General features: G+C 60.7%; 16 protein-coding genes. 9 read left to right on the top strand and 7 right to left on the bottom strand.

Translation table 11 applies throughout. The features are described 5' to 3' along the window. Nucleotides 1-9: 9 nt before the first annotated feature. Genes B9Z33_RS09730 through B9Z33_RS09720 form a run of 3 tightly spaced genes read right to left on the bottom strand, consistent with a single transcriptional unit; the run spans nt 10 to nt 2,110 of the window. Entirely contained in the window at nt 10-747 is a 738-nt protein-coding gene (locus tag B9Z33_RS09730; RefSeq protein ID WP_108286785.1) for a nitroreductase, read from the bottom strand. Continuing rightward, nucleotides 744-1,184 carry a thioesterase family protein gene (locus B9Z33_RS09725; protein ID WP_108286784.1) on the bottom strand — a complete coding sequence of 147 codons (441 nt, stop codon included), beginning with the start codon at nt 1,182-1,184 and terminating at the stop codon, nt 744-746. Before B9Z33_RS09725 ends, B9Z33_RS09730 begins: the two co-directional genes overlap by 4 nt. Further along, a complete protein-coding gene (locus B9Z33_RS09720) occupies nt 1,181-2,110 on the bottom strand; it encodes a histone deacetylase (protein ID WP_108286783.1) in 930 nt (309 codons plus the stop codon). Before B9Z33_RS09720 ends, B9Z33_RS09725 begins: the two co-directional genes overlap by 4 nt. Before the next feature lie 193 nt (nt 2,111-2,303). Here B9Z33_RS09720 and B9Z33_RS09715 point away from each other — a divergent pair, with 193 nt between their 5' ends. After that, nucleotides 2,304-2,837, top strand: coding sequence for a phasin family protein (locus tag B9Z33_RS09715; RefSeq protein ID WP_108286782.1), 534 nt, complete (start codon nt 2,304-2,306; stop codon nt 2,835-2,837). A gap of 166 nt (nt 2,838-3,003) precedes the next feature. Here B9Z33_RS09715 and B9Z33_RS09710 read toward each other — a convergent pair whose 3' ends face one another. Continuing rightward, the gene (locus B9Z33_RS09710; protein WP_108286781.1) at nt 3,004-3,927 is read right to left on the bottom strand and encodes a patatin-like phospholipase family protein; all 924 of its coding nucleotides are present in this window, start codon (nt 3,925-3,927) and stop codon (nt 3,004-3,006) included. Between the two features lie 88 nt (nt 3,928-4,015). On the opposite strand from B9Z33_RS09710, the gene B9Z33_RS09705 reads away from it, so the two are divergent. The 8 genes from B9Z33_RS09705 (at nt 4,016) to B9Z33_RS09670 (ending at nt 11,361) form a co-directional block, all read left to right on the top strand. Continuing rightward, nucleotides 4,016-5,059 (top strand): extracellular solute-binding protein, encoded by a 1,044-nt coding sequence (locus B9Z33_RS09705; RefSeq protein ID WP_369916727.1) that lies wholly within the window; start codon nt 4,016-4,018, stop codon nt 5,057-5,059. Between the two features lie 157 nt (nt 5,060-5,216). After that, nucleotides 5,217-7,499, top strand: coding sequence for a TonB-dependent siderophore receptor (locus B9Z33_RS09700; protein ID WP_108287089.1), 2,283 nt, complete (start codon nt 5,217-5,219; stop codon nt 7,497-7,499). A gap of 9 nt (nt 7,500-7,508) precedes the next feature. Beyond that, the gene (locus B9Z33_RS09695; protein WP_108286779.1) at nt 7,509-8,195 is read left to right on the top strand and encodes a Fe2+-dependent dioxygenase; all 687 of its coding nucleotides are present in this window, start codon (nt 7,509-7,511) and stop codon (nt 8,193-8,195) included. An 11-nt stretch (nt 8,196-8,206) separates the two neighbouring features. Further along, nucleotides 8,207-9,301 (top strand): alpha-hydroxy acid oxidase, encoded by a 1,095-nt coding sequence (locus tag B9Z33_RS09690; protein ID WP_233252784.1) that lies wholly within the window; start codon nt 8,207-8,209, stop codon nt 9,299-9,301. Nucleotides 9,302-9,306: 5 nt separating this feature from the next. Further along, the gene (locus B9Z33_RS09685; RefSeq protein WP_108286777.1) at nt 9,307-9,996 is read left to right on the top strand and encodes an energy transducer TonB; all 690 of its coding nucleotides are present in this window, start codon (nt 9,307-9,309) and stop codon (nt 9,994-9,996) included. Between the two features lie 45 nt (nt 9,997-10,041). Then, nucleotides 10,042-10,743 carry a MotA/TolQ/ExbB proton channel family protein gene (locus tag B9Z33_RS09680; protein ID WP_108286776.1) on the top strand — a complete coding sequence of 234 codons (702 nt, stop codon included), beginning with the start codon at nt 10,042-10,044 and terminating at the stop codon, nt 10,741-10,743. Continuing rightward, nucleotides 10,733-11,146: a biopolymer transporter ExbD gene (locus tag B9Z33_RS09675; protein ID WP_108286775.1), complete on the top strand. Its 414-nt coding sequence runs from the start codon at nt 10,733-10,735 to the stop codon at nt 11,144-11,146. The genes B9Z33_RS09680 and B9Z33_RS09675 overlap by 11 nt, the downstream gene beginning before the upstream one ends. Then, nucleotides 11,143-11,361 carry a hemin uptake protein HemP gene (locus B9Z33_RS09670; protein ID WP_108286774.1) on the top strand — a complete coding sequence of 73 codons (219 nt, stop codon included), beginning with the start codon at nt 11,143-11,145 and terminating at the stop codon, nt 11,359-11,361. Before B9Z33_RS09675 ends, B9Z33_RS09670 begins: the two co-directional genes overlap by 4 nt. 185 nt (nt 11,362-11,546) lie before the next feature. On the opposite strand, the gene ahpF is transcribed toward B9Z33_RS09670, so the two are convergent. From ahpF to B9Z33_RS09655, 3 genes are all read right to left on the bottom strand, one after another. Further along, entirely contained in the window at nt 11,547-13,097 is a 1,551-nt protein-coding gene (ahpF, locus tag B9Z33_RS09665) for an alkyl hydroperoxide reductase subunit F (protein ID WP_108287088.1), read from the bottom strand. Nucleotides 13,098-13,278: 181 nt separating this feature from the next. Next, nucleotides 13,279-13,842, bottom strand: a complete 564-nt coding sequence (ahpC, locus tag B9Z33_RS09660) for an alkyl hydroperoxide reductase subunit C (protein ID WP_108286773.1) — start codon at nt 13,840-13,842, stop codon at nt 13,279-13,281. Between the two features lie 161 nt (nt 13,843-14,003). Beyond that, complete coding sequence (locus tag B9Z33_RS09655) at nt 14,004-14,402, bottom strand: DUF423 domain-containing protein (protein WP_146183850.1); 399 nt, start codon at nt 14,400-14,402, stop codon at nt 14,004-14,006. Between the last annotated feature and the right edge of the window lie 135 nt (nt 14,403-14,537).

Here is a 14,537-nt window from a genome sequence, read left to right as displayed (position 1 = left end):
TCAACCAGCTCATTCGACCCAGTGGGTGAAGTCTTGCGCCTTCACGCGGGTGGTCTGGAAGGTGTTGACCAGCGCAGATTCGTCGGCATAGCCCAGCGCCATGCCGCAGACCACCATCTCGTTCTCACCCGCGCCCACATGGGGCAAGATGATTTTGGAGAAGCCGTTCCAGGCCGCTTGCGGGCAGGTGTGCAGACCGCGTGCACGGGCGGCCAACATGATGGACTGCAAAAACATGCCGTAGTCGAGCAAGCTGCCCCGGCCCATGACTTTGTCGATGGTGAAGATCAGGCCCACCGGTGCGTCGAAAAAACGGAAGTTTTTCTGGTGCTGCTCGTGCATGCGGTCTTTGTCGCCCTTGCCGATGCCCAACACACCGTACAAACCAAAACCGCACTCGCGGCGGCGGTCGATGTAGGGGCTGACCCATTTTTCGGGGTAGTAGTCGTAGGACTCGGCATATTCAGAAGCCAACGCCGGGTTGGCGCTGATGGCATTGTGCGCGGCGCAGGTTTTGGCCACCAGCTCATCGCGTTTGGCACCTTGCAGCACATAGACCTTCCAGGGCTGGGTGTTGGTTCCACTGGGTGCGCGGGCCGAAACTTCCAGAATGTCCTGCAGCACATCGCGCTCGACGGCCTTGGGCAGATAGGCTCGGGCCGAAAAACGGCTCAGAATGGCGGCGTCCACGCTGGCGGGATCGTTCACGCGGGTGCTGACTTGGGGGCCGATGGGGGAAATGCTCATGTCAAAGTCTCCAGAAATGTTTTGAGTGTTGCAGGCAGCGGCACGGGGCGGCGGGTTTCACGGTCCACATACACGTGCACAAAGTGGCCTCTGGCGGCGGTCATCTCTTCGCCCTGTGCAAAAAGGCCCACTTCGTAGCGCACGCTCGAAGTGCCCAACTTGGCCACACGGATGCCTGCGTCAATGGTTTGGGGGAATGCCAACGGGGCAAAATAAAAGCATTGGGTCTCGACCACCAGCCCGATGGTGGCGCCGGAATGGATGTCGAGCACGCCTTTTTCGATCAGCGTGGCGTTCACTGCGGTGTCGAACCAGCTGTAATAGACCACATTGTTCACATGGCCGTAGACGTCGTTGTCCATCCAGCGGGTGCTGATGGCGCGAAACGCCTTGTAGCTGCTGCGCGCATCGGCTTGAGGTTTGGCAGTGGTGTTCATCGGCTGAGATTGTGCCAGCGTTGCCAGTAGTCCAAAGCCACTTGCCAGGTCTGCATTTGCACCTGGACCGTGGTCTCGATGTCGTGACCATAGCCCCCGCCCATGCACAAGACCACCGGCAGACGGCGCTGCCAAGCCCAGTCCATCACCACCCGGTCTCGCGCCTGCATGCCATCGGCAGTGAGTTTGAGCCGCCCAAGGCGGTCGCCCTCGTGCGGATCGGCCCCGGCCAGATAGACCACCAAATGGGGATCAAAGCGGTCCTGCAGGGCTTGAAGCGCCTGATGCAAGGCCTCCAGGTAAGGTTCATCGGTGCACCCGTCGGGCAGGCCGACGTCCAGATCGCTGGCTTCCTTGCGAAACGGGAAGTTCTTTTCGCCGTGCACGGACAAGGTGAAAACACTTGGGTCTTTGGCAAAAATGTGCGCTGTGCCGTTGCCTTGGTGCACATCGAGGTCGATCACGGCCACGCTCATCTTTTGACGGTGATGCCGCCAGGCTTCGGCCTGCATCAATCGGGCGGTGACGGCTATGTCATTGAACACACAAAAACCGCCGCCTTTGTGCGCATAGGCATGGTGCGTGCCGCCGGCCAGGTTACCCGCCACCCCCTGCTGCAAGGCATCGCGGGCTGCGGCCACCGAAGCCCCCACCGAACGGCGGGCCCGCTCGGCCATGGCGGGGCTCCACGGAAAGCCGATTTCGCGCTGCAAAGCCGCCTCGAGCGTGCCCGTGGCAACGCCTTGTATATAGGCGGGCGTGTGCACCAAGGCCAGCTCGCCATCGCTGGCGGCGGGTGCTTCGCGCATTTGCACAGCCGACAGTTCTGCGCTCAGCCGATCCCGCAGACGGCTGTACTTGCGCATGGGAAAGCGGTGACCTTCGGGCAAGGGCAAGACAAAGTGGTCGGCGTAATAGGCGTGCATGGGTCTGTGTGTCGGGGCCTCGATTCTAGAAAACCCTCTCTAAACTGAGCACGGCGCAGTCCAATCCCCTTGCAATACCCCATGGAAACCCTAAAATCAAAACCATGCTGCACTGCAACAATGTTGTACGGCCCAGGCCAGTTTCGGCGCAGTCTTTTTGAAACCCCTCTTAATTTTTGATCTGGAGATCCTCATGATGACCGCTGAACAAATCGTCGCCTCGCACAAGGCCAACGTTGAAACCCTGTTTGGCCTGACCGCCAAAGCCTTCGAAGGCGTGGAAAAGCTGGTGGAGTTGAACCTGAGCGCCGCCAAAGCCGCCCTGGACGATTCCGCCAACAGCACCCAAGCTGTGCTGAGCGTGAAAGACGCACAAGACCTGCTGGCCATGCAAGCCAACCTGTTCCAGCCTTTGGCTGAAAAAACAGCGGCTTACAGCCGTCACCTGTACGACATCGCTTCTGGCACCGGTGGCGAGTTCACCAAAGCTTTCGAAGCCCAAGCTGCTGCCGCTCAAAAGCAGTTCGCCAACTTGGTGGACACCGCTGCTCAAAACGCTCCCGCAGGTTCCGAGCAAGCTGTGGCCATGATGAAGGGTGCCGTGACTGCTGCCAACAGCGCTTTTGAATCCGTGCAAAAAGCCGTCAAGCAAGCCACCGATCTGGCCGAGTCCAACCTGGCTGCCGTGACACAAAACGCCACGCCCAAAGCTGGCAAGAAGAAGTGATTTTTAAAACAGTCGGGCTGAGATGCTTGCGACTGTTTCATTGACAAGTTGTCTCCTCGGATCTCTTTGAATTTCGTCTGGGAAACAGGGATCCCTTCAAGGGCTGATCGCAAGATCAGCCCTTTTTTTATGCGTGGAGCCACGCCACGGGCAGGCTCGGCGCTGTTCAGCGACCCGATTCGAAATCCGCCAGCCGGGACTTCAAGGCAGGCAACAAAGCACGCATGGCCACTCGGCCCGCTTCTATGGAACGCGTGCGGGCACCAAAATCGGCACTTTTGACCCCTGACAACGCGGGGCGAACCACAAAGTCGGCATCTTTCAAGGCCAGTGTGTTGATGCTCTTGCCCATGATGGCAAAGGTCTGCATCAGGATCTGGAAGGTGTCACCCGAGGGATTGCCTTCGGGGTCGCTTGAAATGTCGACTGCGATCACGAAATTGGCCCCCATGTCCCTTGCCTGACGAACCGGCACAGGCGCCACCAAGCCGCCATCCACATACTCACGCTCACCGATGCGCACAGGCTGAAACACAGCCGGGACCGCGCTCGATGCCCGCACTGCAGCGCCGGTATTGCCGCGCCTGAAGGTGATGGACTCACCGCTGGCCAGGTCGGTGGCCACAATGCCCAGGGGGATTTTCATCTGCTCCAGGCTGCGCCCGCCCACCTGGGTGTTCACGTATTTGGCAAGCGCCTCGCCGCGCAATGCTCCCCGGTTCAGGATCGGCAGCATCCAGTCGGTGATGTCAGCCTCTTGCATGGTTTCGGCCAAGCGGTTGAGCTCTGCCGTGCTTTTGCCACTGGCATACAAAGCGGCCACCAAACTGCCCGCCGAAGTGCCCACCACATGACTGGGGCGATACCCGGCCTCCTCCAGCACCTGAATCACACCCAAATGGGCAAAGCCACGGGCCGCACCGCCACCCAGGGCCAAACCCAGCTTGAGTTCACGGTGCTCCGGCGAGCGATGCACGGCACCCGACTCTCCCATGGGCCCCTTGGACAAGCTGCCACAACCCGCCAGAACCACCGCCACGAACACCGCACCCAAGCCCATCCATGCGCGACCTTGCACGTTCTGTTTCATTGATTTCATCTTTTCTTTCAAATCTTATTGATAATGATTCGCATTTGAATTAAACTGCACCCATCGACAACCCAAGCAAGCAATGACCATGACACTTTCCAAATCCTTTTTGAGCCTCGCATGTATGCTGGCTACGGCGTCGGGCATGGCGCAAGACAAAGTCCTGAACATTTATTCGGCACGGCACTACCCGACCGATGAAGCGCTTTACAGCGATTTCACCAAAGCCACCGGCATCAAGATCAACCGCGTTGACGCCGACGATGCCGGTATTCTCGCCCGGCTGAAGGCCGAAGGTGCCGCCTCCCCTGCCGATGTGATTTTGCTGGTGGACGCCGCGCGTCTGTGGCGCGCGGAAGTGGATGGCTTGTTCCTGCCGGTCAAATCCGCAAAACTCGAAGCAGCGATCCCCGCCAATCTGCGCGCCAAGCCTGCTGACAACGGCGGTACACCTTGGTTCGGCTTGTCTACCCGGGCCCGGGTGGTGGTCTTCGACAAACTCAAATACAGCAAAGCCGACTTTGACAGCTATGAAAAGCTGGCCGATCCAAAATTCAAAGGCCAGCTTTGCATCCGTTCGGGATCACACCCTTACAACCTGAGCCTGTTTGGTGCCATGACCGAGCACCTGGGCCCACAGAAAACAGAAGTCTGGCTCAAAGGGCTGGTCGACAACATGGCTCGAAGCCCCAAAGGTGGTGACAGCGACCAGATCAAAGGCGTGGCCTCGGGTGAATGCGGCGTGGCCGTGACCAACACCTACTACCTGGCCCGCATGATGCGATCCAGCGTGCCCGCAGAAAAGGCTGTGGCCGAAAAGGTCGGCGTGGTGTTCCCCAACCAAACCAGCTGGGGCACACACGTCAACGTGGCCGGTGGCGCTGTCGCGCGCCATGCCAAGAACACAGACAACGCCATACATTTTCTGGAGTATCTGGCCAGCCCTGCAGCCCAGAACCACTTTGCCAACGGCAACAACGAGTGGCCTGCAGCCAAGGGGGTGAGCTTTGATAACCCTGCCCTCAAGGCCATGACCGGCGGCAGCTTCAAGAGCGAGTTGATTCCGATCAGCGCCGTGGGGATGAACCAGATCAAGGTCCAGCAAATGCTCGACCGTGTGGGCTTCAAATAAAGCCTCTTTGACAAGCCTGCTTCACACGTTGAAGCAGGCCGCTTCCAGATAGACAGCAAGCCATTCACACCGCGCCAGGCGGGTGGTGATAGCCAGCCATTGAACTCAGCGACAAACACCGTTTGTCCTTTCCGCCACACCAATGCCTCGCATCACCATGACTCGAAGACACCACCACGCCCAAAACGTCCAACCGCAGGCCAAATTGCTGCCCCTGGCAGCTCTGATGCTGGCCGGATCATTGACCAGTCCCCAGCCAGCTGCTGCACAAGAGGGCCCAGCAGAAGGCACCCTCAAAACCGTGACCGTGCGTGACAAACAGGAGTCACCCACCCAGGCCAAAGAGAGCTTGCTCGTCAAGAAAAGCGGCATTGCCAAAGGTGATCAGGCTTTGAAGGACATTCCCCAGACCGTCACCGTCATGACCGAGAAGCTCATGAACGACCGCAACCTGGACGACTTGCGCGAAGTCCTCAAGACCACCTCGGGCGTGACCTTTCTGGCTGGGGAAACCGGTGAAGAAGACGTACGCATGCGCGGCTTTTCACTGCAGCAGGCCGGTGACATCTACGTGGATGGTTTGCGTGACGCCCCTCTGATTGAGCGGGACACCTTCAACCAGGACCGCGTCGAAGTGCTCAAGGGGTCGGCTTCCATGTTGTTTGGCAAAGGCTCTACCGGCGGCGTGGTCAACCAGGTCAACAAGCAACCCTTTTTGATGGACCAGAACGAAGTCAACCTCACCCTGGGCAGCGGCAATGCGCGCCGACTGACGGGTGACTTCAACAAGCAGACCGGAGAAGACTCTGCCTTGCGCATCAACGCCATGGTGCACAAAGCCAACAACTGGGGCGCGGCAGTGGACAAAAAAGGCGCTGCGGCCAGCTACCGCTGGGGCATTGGCGAGCGTGATGAGTTCACAGCCAGTTTGTACCACCTGGAAACCGATGGCCGTCCGCTGTACAGCCACCCCTGGATGGTGGACAACGGCACATCGACCAACGCCGGACCTCGCAACAGCGGTGCCAATTCAAGCGGTACGCTGGTGCCGGTTCTGGACGCGAAAAACTTCTATGGCATGGCCAGCGACCACCTGCGCACCGAGACGAACCATGGCACCCTCGCGCACAAGCACCGCTTTGACCAGGACAGCGAACTCAAAACCACGGTACGCATGGGCCACTACAGCCGCGACCTGTTGGGCACGCAGGTGGGATTCAAAAATTTGACCTCACTGTTTGGCCTGAAGGACAGCACAGAGCTGAGCCGCAATCCGAAGGCTCGGTTTGGTGACAGCGACGTGCTTCAGGCACAAAGCGATTACACCAACAAGTTCCAAGCGCTCGGCCTTCAACACAACTTGATTGCAGGTGTGGATTACAGCCACGAAAAAGCCCGTCGCAACAACAGCGCCACATTGGGCCTGCAGACACCCTACGTCAGCACCCTTGTTGGCACACCCCACAATGGCATCGGGATCAACGACAACCGTGCCATGAACCCCACCATGAGTTTCAAATCTGAAAATTGGGGTGCCTATGTGCAAGACACGTTGCAACTGGGCCATGACATCCAATTGCAAGGAGGTTTGCGTGTCGAGCGGTTCACTGCAGCCTACACAGATGCCCAAGGCTACAGCGTCGAGCTGGGAAAAACACTGGCCAGCCCGCGCATCGGTGTCCTGTGGCAACCCGACACCAGCACCACCTACTACGCATCTTGGGGCACGTCGTACAACACTTCGGGTGACACCTACCTGTACGGCGTGGGCACCCAATTGAGTCCGACGGTGATCCAAAACAGCAACACCGTACCCAATCCCAACCTGACCACACTCAACACGCCACCCGAGAAAAGCCGCAACTTTGAAGTCGGAGGCAAGTGGGAGTTGTTCGAAGGCAAGGCCCTGCTGGGCCTGGCTTTCTTTCACTCCGAAAAATACAACGAGCGCAACACCGATGTGGACTCGGCAACCAACCAGTTCCTGTTGTCCGGCAAACGCCATGCCACAGGTCTGGAGTTGAACTTTGCAGGACGCCTCTCGGCCGCCTGGGAGATGTTCTACAACCACACATGGATTCCCAACGCTCGCATCGACGTGAGCAGCGCGACGGGCAACATGAAACAAGGCGACCGCCCGGGCCTGACACCCGAGCACAGCGCCAGCTTGTGGAGCACCTACCGCGTGGCCCCCCTGTGGCGCGTGGGCGCGGGCCTGAACTACCGCGGCAAGCAAACCCCGCTGATCAACGCCACCCTCACCACGCAAGCCTTCACCAACGTCGATGCCATGGTCGAGCACACCTTGACCGACAACACCGTGCTCAAGCTGAACGTCTCCAACCTGAGCAACAAGCTTTACATCGACCAGGTCTATTCGTCCTTCTACATCCCCGGAACCCCACGGCGTGTGGAACTGAGTCTCAAGACCCTGTTCTGAGGAAGCCCCATGCTGCTGCCCCTGAAAAACCTGTTGACCCCACAAGAACTCCAAACCGCCCAGTCCTTGCTGGGTGAGGATGCCCCGTGGATCGACGGGCGCAGCAGCGCGGGCACGCAAGCCTTGACGAAAAAGAACAACCAACAGCTGTTGCAAAGCAGCGCTGCCGCGCACAGCCTGCAGGCCTTGATCCTCACGGCCTTGCAACGTGACCCCTTGTTCTTTTCAGCGGCACTGCCGCGCAAGATCTACAACCCCTTGTTCAACCGCTACGGTGGCGAGAGCAACTTCTATGGCCCGCACGTCGATGGGGCCGTGCTGCGCTCAGCCAGCAGCCAGGAATGGGTGCGCACCGATGTCTCGTGCACCGTGTTCCTGTCGGACCCGGCCGACTACGAAGGGGGCGAGTTGCTGGTGCAAGACACCTACGGCGGCCGTGGTGTCAAGCTGGCGGCAGGCGATGCGGTGCTCTACCCCGGCACCAGCGTGCACCAGGTGACGCCGGTCACACGCGGCGTGCGCCTGGCCAGCTTCTTCTGGATCGAGAGCATGGTGCGCAGCGACGAGCAGCGGCGCATCCTGTTTGACCTGGACATGAACCTGCTCAAGCTGCGTGCGCAGCTGGGCGAGACCGAAGAGACCACCGCGCTGACCGGGGTTTATCACAACCTCTTGCGCCAATGGGCCAACACCTGAGCCCAAGCGGCATGAGCACGCCCATCGTCAACCTGCACGACCACGAACGCGCCGCGCAAGCGGCCATGTCGGACGCTGCCTGGGCGTATTTCAGCGGCGGTGCTGCCGACGAGATCACGCTGCGCAGCAATGTGCAGGCCTGGCAAAGCCTGGGCCTGGCACCCCGCGTGCTGCAAGACCTGCGTGGCGGCCACACCCGCTGCCAGCTGCTGGGCCAAACCTGGCCCATGCCCTTGCTGGTCGCGCCCATGGCCACCCAGTGCTGGGCGCATACCGATGGCGAATCGGGCATGGCGCTGGCAGCGGCCGCGCAAGGCTGCGGCATGGTCTTGTCGCACCAGACCAGCACCGACTTGTCCGAGGTGGCCCGTCTGGTTGTTGCCGAAAAAGACCGCGGGCCTTTGTGGTTCCAGCTGTATGGGCTGAGTGACCGGGGGGCCCTGCTTGATCTGCTCGGCCAGGTGGAAGCGGCTGGCTACGAAGCGCTGGTGCTGACCGTGGATGCCCCGGTGCATGGTGTGCGCGACCGCGAACGCCGCCACGGCACGGCTTGGCCCGAAGGCATCCACACACCGCACTGGCCAACAGCCACACACAGCGCTGGCGACAGCGGTTTGTGCGCCGGTCTGGCCGCGCAAGCCCCCACCTGGGCCGATGTGCCATGGCTGATCGCACACACCCGCTTGCCTGTGCTGCTCAAGGGCATCACCCACCCCGGGGACGCCCGCCAGGCCATGGCCCTCGGCGCTGCGGGCGTGGTCGTGAGCAACCATGGCGGGCGCGTGCTGGACACGCTGCCTGCTACTGCCGAACTGCTGCCCGCCATTTGCGATGTGGTCCGGCCCCTGGGTGGCGCGGTGCTGGTGGACGGCGGCATACGCCGTGGCACCGACCTCTTCAAGGCCCTGGCGTTGGGTGCCGATGCGGCTTTGATCGGCCGCCCAGCCCTGTATGGCCTGGCGCATGCGGGCGCACGGGGCGTGGCCCATGTGCTGCGCCTGATGCGCGATGAATTTGAAATGACCCTGGCCTTGTGCGGCTGCCCCACGCCGCAGGCCATCACGCGCGGCCACCTGCAAGCACTCCCTGCCCTCCCTGTCATGTGAACCCCATGCACCTCGCACCCGAGCCCACCAGCGCCCTGCGCTTTTTGAAACACCGCACCTGGCGTGTGACGGCCGGGGTGGTGCTCGCCCATGCGGCCCTGATCTGGCTGATCGCCACCGGCCTGCTCAGCACCGCCGTGCCCGGCGGCGAGACCGAACACCTGATCATGGCCAACGTCATCACCGATGCACCGGCCGCAACAGAAACACCTGCACCGCGGCCCCAAAGGCAGCCGAAAACGCTGCCCCAGCCGCGCACACCCACGCCCCTGACGCCCGCACCCACCCTGATGCCCACACCGGTCGTCAGCAGCGCTGCGCCGACTACAGCTGAGCCCACCGTGCCTGCGCCAGCAGCGGCGGCCCCCGCTGGCAACCAGCGCCCCAGCACGGCAAGCGCCGCACCGGCCCCCGTGGTCTTGCCCTCGAGCGATGCGGACTACCTCAACAACCCTGCACCCGTGTACCCCGGCATGAGCCGCCGCATGGGCGAGCAAGGCACGGCGGTGCTGCGTGTGTTCATCAACACCGAAGGCCGCGCCGAAAAGGCCGAAATCCGCACCTCCAGCGGCTACAGCCGACTGGACGAAGCGGCACTGGCCACCGTGCAACGCTGGCGCTACGTGCCCGGCAAACGCGCCGGTGTGCCCGAAGCCATGTGGTTCAACGTCCCGATCCGTTTTGTGCTGGACTGATCCAGCGCCCCTTCACTTTCGTATTCGCATTCACAGGAGTTTTTCATGCCCACTTCTTTTGGTCTGTCCCACATCTGGACACAGGGCGATGCCGTCACGCGCCTGATCCTCGTCGCCCTGGTGGGCATGTCGATGGTCAGCTGGATCGTCATCGTGCTCAAGGCGCTGGACGTCTGGCGTCACAAACAAAGCGCGCTGGGCAGCGAGCAGTTCTGGCATACCACCAGCTTGGCCGAAGGCCTGGCCGTGCTCAGCCAGCGCCCGCACAATATGTTTCACACCCTCGCCCAAGTGGGCCAAGAAGCCACCGAGCACCACCAAGCCGCGCAAAAGCAGCTGCACGACCGGCTGGACATCAGCGACTGGATCACGCGCAGCCTGCGCAACTGCATTGACGACAACACCAGCCGCCTGCAAAACGGCCTGGCCATCCTGGCGTCCATCGGCTCGACCGCGCCCTTTGTGGGCCTGTTTGGCACGGTCTGGGGCATCTACCACGCGCTGGTGTCCATCGGTGCCACCGGCAACGCCAGCATCGACGCGGTGGCCGGCCCCATTGGTGAGACCCTGATCATGACCGCGCTGGGTCTGGCCGTGGCCATTCCGGCCGTGCTGGGCTACAACGCCTTGGTGCGTGGCAACAAGTTCATCATTGCCCGCATGAACCGCTTTGCGCACGACCTGCATGCCTATTACGTGACCGGCACCCGCGTGACCCACCAGCACGGAGGCCAACATGGCGTTTGAAGCCCATGAAGACCCAGACGAGGTCATGAACGAGATCAACATGACGCCCCTGGTGGACGTCATGCTGGTGCTCTTGATCATCTTCATCATCACCATCCCGGTGGTGCAGCACGCGGTCAAGGTCGAGTTGCCCCGCGCCAACAGCACCCGCGACAAGACACCGCCTGACAACCTGCAATTGGCCGTCGATGCACAGGGCCAGTTCTTTTTGGCCAAGCAAGCCATTGCCGCCGACGCCCTGGAAGACGCCCTGCGCGAGCAAGCCGCCAAGGACCCGCAGCCACAGCTGTACATCCGTGGCGACAAGAAGGTGCCTTACGAGCATGTGGCCCAGGCCATGACCGCTGCACAGCGCTCGGGCCTGACCAAGATCGGTTTTGTGACCGAAGGCGGCACGCGATGAGCAAGCCGGGCGATGGCCCCCCAAGCACCGCACAAGAGCAAACGCCTGTAACCGGCACAGCAGTGAGCGCCGCTGCATTCAGCCCCACCCCAGGCTCACGCGCCGTGGAAAGCCACGATCTGCTGGCGGGCCAATCGTCGGTGCTCATCCGCCATTTGGGCGAGATTTACCGATTGCAAACCACCCGGCAAGGCAAGTTGATCTTGACGAAGTAGTCTGTGCCGAAGCCCACAACGTCGGACCTGAAGGTACCGACCTACAGATGCCTCCCGTAGGTCGCGGGCTTCAGCCCCGACATGGGACTTGTGCTGAACCGCCAACGTCGGAGCTGAAGCTCCGACGGCTGAAAACAAAAAACCGGACTGCCAGCAGCCCGGTTTTCGTTAAGCGCACCTGAAAATCAAGAACGGATCAGGTGGTCAAAGGCGCTCAATGCGGCCTTAGCGCCCTCGCCTGCGGCGATCACGATCTGCTTGTAAGGCACGGTGGTGCAGTCACCCGCGGCAAACACGCCGGGCACATTGGTGTGGCCCTTGGCGTCCACCACGATCTCGCCAAATTTGGAGAGCTCGACCGTGCCCTTGAGGAACTCGGTGTTGGGCACCAAGCCGATTTGCACGAACACACCTGCCAATTCGACATGGTGCTCGGTGCCGGTCGCACGGTCCTTGTAACGGATGCCGTTGACCTTGCTGCCGTCGCCAGTGATCTCGGTCGTCTGGGCGTTGGTGTGCACCGTCACGTTGGGCAGGCTGTGCAGTTTTTTCACCAGCACCGCGTCGGCCTTGAGCTGGTCGGCAAATTCGATCACGGTGACGTGCTCGACGATGCCAGCCAGGTCAATGGCCGCCTCGATGCCGGAGTTGCCACCGCCAATCACGGCGGTGCGCTTGCCCTTGAACAGCGGGCCATCGCAGTGCGGGCAGTAGGCCACGCCTTTGTTTTTGTACTCGGCTTCGCCGGGCACGTTCACATTGCGCCAACGCGCACCGGTCGACAGGATCACCGTCTTGGCCTTGAGCGTGGCGCCGTTTTCCATCTGCACCTGCACCAAGCCATCGGCCCCAGTGGGGATCAGCTTGTCGGCACGCTGCAGATTCATGATGTCCACACCGTAGTGGCGCACTTGGGCTTCAAGGGCAGCGGCAAACTTGGGGCCGTCGGTCTCCAGCACCGAAATGTAGTTTTCAATGGCCATGGTATCGTTGGTCTGACCGCCAAAGCGCTCAGCCGCCACGCCCACGCGGATGCCTTTGCGGGCCGCGTACACGGCTGCCGCCGCGCCAGCGGGGCCACCGCCCACGATCAGCACTTCATAGGGGTCTTTGGCATCCAACTTGGCCGCTTCGCGGGTGGCCGCGCCCGTGTCGAGCTTGGCCACGATTTCTTCCACGCTCATGCGGCCCGAGCCGAACACCTGCCCATTCAAAAAGACCATGGGCACGGCCATGATCTGGCGCTCTTCGACTTCCTTCTGGAATGCGCCGCCTTCGATCACCACGGTTTTGACCTTGGGATTGAAGATGGCCATGAGCGACAAGGCCTGCACCACGTCCGGGCAGTTGTGGCAGGTCAGGGACATGTAGACCTCGAAGCTGAAGTCGCCATCCAGGGCTTTGATGCTGTCAATGACTTCGGGCTCGACCTTGGGCGGGTGGCCACCCGTCCACAGCAAGGCCAGCACCAGCGAGGTGAACTCGTGGCCGAGCGGCAGGCCGGCAAAGCGCACGCCTTGAGCTTCACCCTCACGGGCGACCACAAAAGACGGCTTGCGCGCATCGTTGCCCAAGGTGTCCAGCGTGACCTTGTCCGACAGGCCGACGATGGTTTCCAACAGGCTCTTCATGTCGGTGCCGGTTTCGCTGTCGTCCAGCGAGGCGATCAGGCGGATCGGCTGGCGCAGCAAGCCAAGGTATTGTTGCAATTGGGCTTTGAGGGTGTCGTCGAGCATGGTTTTCTCCTGTTTCGGGCTGCACACATCCAAGGTCCCGCTTGTGGCGGGGCCTCGGAAAAAAAGTTTTGGGGGAATCGTTGAGGACAGCGCACACTAGGCGGGTGGCCTTGTTGCGCTGTGCTCAACGCCCTGCGTTGCAGGGTGTTGAAAGCCCTGTAAACAGGGCTTGGGTCAAGATTTAGATCTTGCCGACCAGGTCGATGGAAGGAGCCAAAGTCTTGGCGCCTTCTTTCCACTTGGCGGGGCACACTTGGCCGGGGTTGGCGGCGGTGTACTGGGCAGCAGTCAGCTTGCGCAGGGTCTCGGACACGTCACGGGCGATTTCGTTGGAGTGGATTTCCAGGGTCTTGATCGTCAGCTCGGGGTTGATGATGAAGGTGCCGCGCAGTGCCAGGCCTTCTTCATCAATGTGCACGCCAAAAGCGCGTGTCAGAGCGTGTGTAGGGTCGCCGACCAATGGGAACTTGGCTTTGCCCACAGCAGGCGAAGTCTCGTGCCAGACTTTGTGCGAGAAGTGGGTGTCGGTGGTGATGATGTACACCTCGGCACCGGCTTTCTGGAAAGCAGCGTAGTTGTCAGCCGCGTCTTCGATTTCTGTAGGGCAGTTGAAGGTGAAAGCCGCAGGCATGAAGATGAACACGTTCCACTTGCCTTTGAGGCTTTGCTCGGTCACTTCGATGAATTTGCCGTTGTGGAAGGCTTGGGTTTTGAATGGCTGAACTTGTGTGTTGATCAGGGACATGGTGTTTCCTTGGGTTGGTTTAAAAAAACTATCGAATGAGAAAACTCATTGGTCTAAATCATAATCCGAATCAAGCCTGGCACTGATCAGTTGTTTCTATCGTGTCGATAGGGAAAACCGTGTGTGGCCGCATCGCCTCTTCAAAGGTGCGGCAAAGAGGCTTAACGGCGGACAAAACCGACAGCAGCAAACAGCCACGCCAGTATCCAGGCACCACCACCCCAAGGCACCGCAGCCCTGAAGGTGTCAAAGCCAAGCACGTTGCGGGCATACAAGTTGAAGCTGAACAAAACCAGCCCCACCAGCATGAGCCCACCTGAGACGAGCAACCAGCGCGAAGCACCCAACCGTGCCACGGCCAAACCCACCAGCAGCAGGCCCAGCGAGTGGAATTGCTGCTGGGTCAATGCGGTTTGCACCATGGCAGGTATGCCCCCCGAAAAAACGGGCAAATGCGCAAAGGCGGCACTGAACACCACGCTGGAGCAAGCGCTCAGGGTGCCCAAAATCAAAAAAAGCTTGGCAGATATTGGCAATGCGCCCTGTGGCAATGAAGGCATGTCTGGCTCGACCCGCAGGTCTGTAAAAAAGAACACGCTGAATTGAAACACGTGTTTGTGTCAATCGCTTGATCTTCATCATTGGATACGGGGTCTCTCGGGTGCACAGTGAAATGTCAAAACCTTCAAAAGGAA

This window comes from Limnohabitans sp. T6-20, from assembly GCF_003063505.1.
Lineage (GTDB): Bacteria > Pseudomonadota > Gammaproteobacteria > Burkholderiales > Burkholderiaceae_C > Limnohabitans_A.
The sequence above is the reverse complement of the archived record's forward strand: the minus strand, read 5'-3'. Positions and strand labels throughout refer to the sequence as shown.

Bases quoted from the DNA above. Each gene is read 5' to 3' on its own strand.
- B9Z33_RS09730 (WP_108286785.1), bottom strand. From the start codon at position 747: ATGAGCATTTCCCCCATCGGCCCCCAAGTCAGCACCCGCGTGAACGAT.
- B9Z33_RS09725 (WP_108286784.1), bottom strand. From the start codon at position 1,184: ATGAACACCACTGCCAAACCTCAAGCCGATGCGCGCAGCAGCTACAAG.
- B9Z33_RS09720 (WP_108286783.1), bottom strand. From the start codon at position 2,110: ATGCACGCCTATTACGCCGACCACTTTGTCTTGCCCTTGCCCGAAGGT.
- B9Z33_RS09715 (WP_108286782.1), top strand. From the start codon at position 2,304: ATGATGACCGCTGAACAAATCGTCGCCTCGCACAAGGCCAACGTTGAA.
- B9Z33_RS09710 (WP_108286781.1), bottom strand. From the start codon at position 3,927: ATGAAACAGAACGTGCAAGGTCGCGCATGGATGGGCTTGGGTGCGGTG.
- B9Z33_RS09705 (WP_369916727.1), top strand. From the start codon at position 4,016: ATGACACTTTCCAAATCCTTTTTGAGCCTCGCATGTATGCTGGCTACG.
- B9Z33_RS09700 (WP_108287089.1), top strand. From the start codon at position 5,217: ATGACTCGAAGACACCACCACGCCCAAAACGTCCAACCGCAGGCCAAA.
- B9Z33_RS09695 (WP_108286779.1), top strand. From the start codon at position 7,509: ATGCTGCTGCCCCTGAAAAACCTGTTGACCCCACAAGAACTCCAAACC.
- B9Z33_RS09690 (WP_233252784.1), top strand. From the start codon at position 8,207: ATGAGCACGCCCATCGTCAACCTGCACGACCACGAACGCGCCGCGCAA.
- B9Z33_RS09685 (WP_108286777.1), top strand. From the start codon at position 9,307: ATGCACCTCGCACCCGAGCCCACCAGCGCCCTGCGCTTTTTGAAACAC.
- B9Z33_RS09680 (WP_108286776.1), top strand. From the start codon at position 10,042: ATGCCCACTTCTTTTGGTCTGTCCCACATCTGGACACAGGGCGATGCC.
- B9Z33_RS09675 (WP_108286775.1), top strand. From the start codon at position 10,733: ATGGCGTTTGAAGCCCATGAAGACCCAGACGAGGTCATGAACGAGATC.
- B9Z33_RS09670 (WP_108286774.1), top strand. From the start codon at position 11,143: ATGAGCAAGCCGGGCGATGGCCCCCCAAGCACCGCACAAGAGCAAACG.
- ahpF (WP_108287088.1), bottom strand. From the start codon at position 13,097: ATGCTCGACGACACCCTCAAAGCCCAATTGCAACAATACCTTGGCTTG.
- ahpC (WP_108286773.1), bottom strand. From the start codon at position 13,842: ATGTCCCTGATCAACACACAAGTTCAGCCATTCAAAACCCAAGCCTTC.
- B9Z33_RS09655 (WP_146183850.1), bottom strand. From the start codon at position 14,402: ATGCCTTCATTGCCACAGGGCGCATTGCCAATATCTGCCAAGCTTTTT.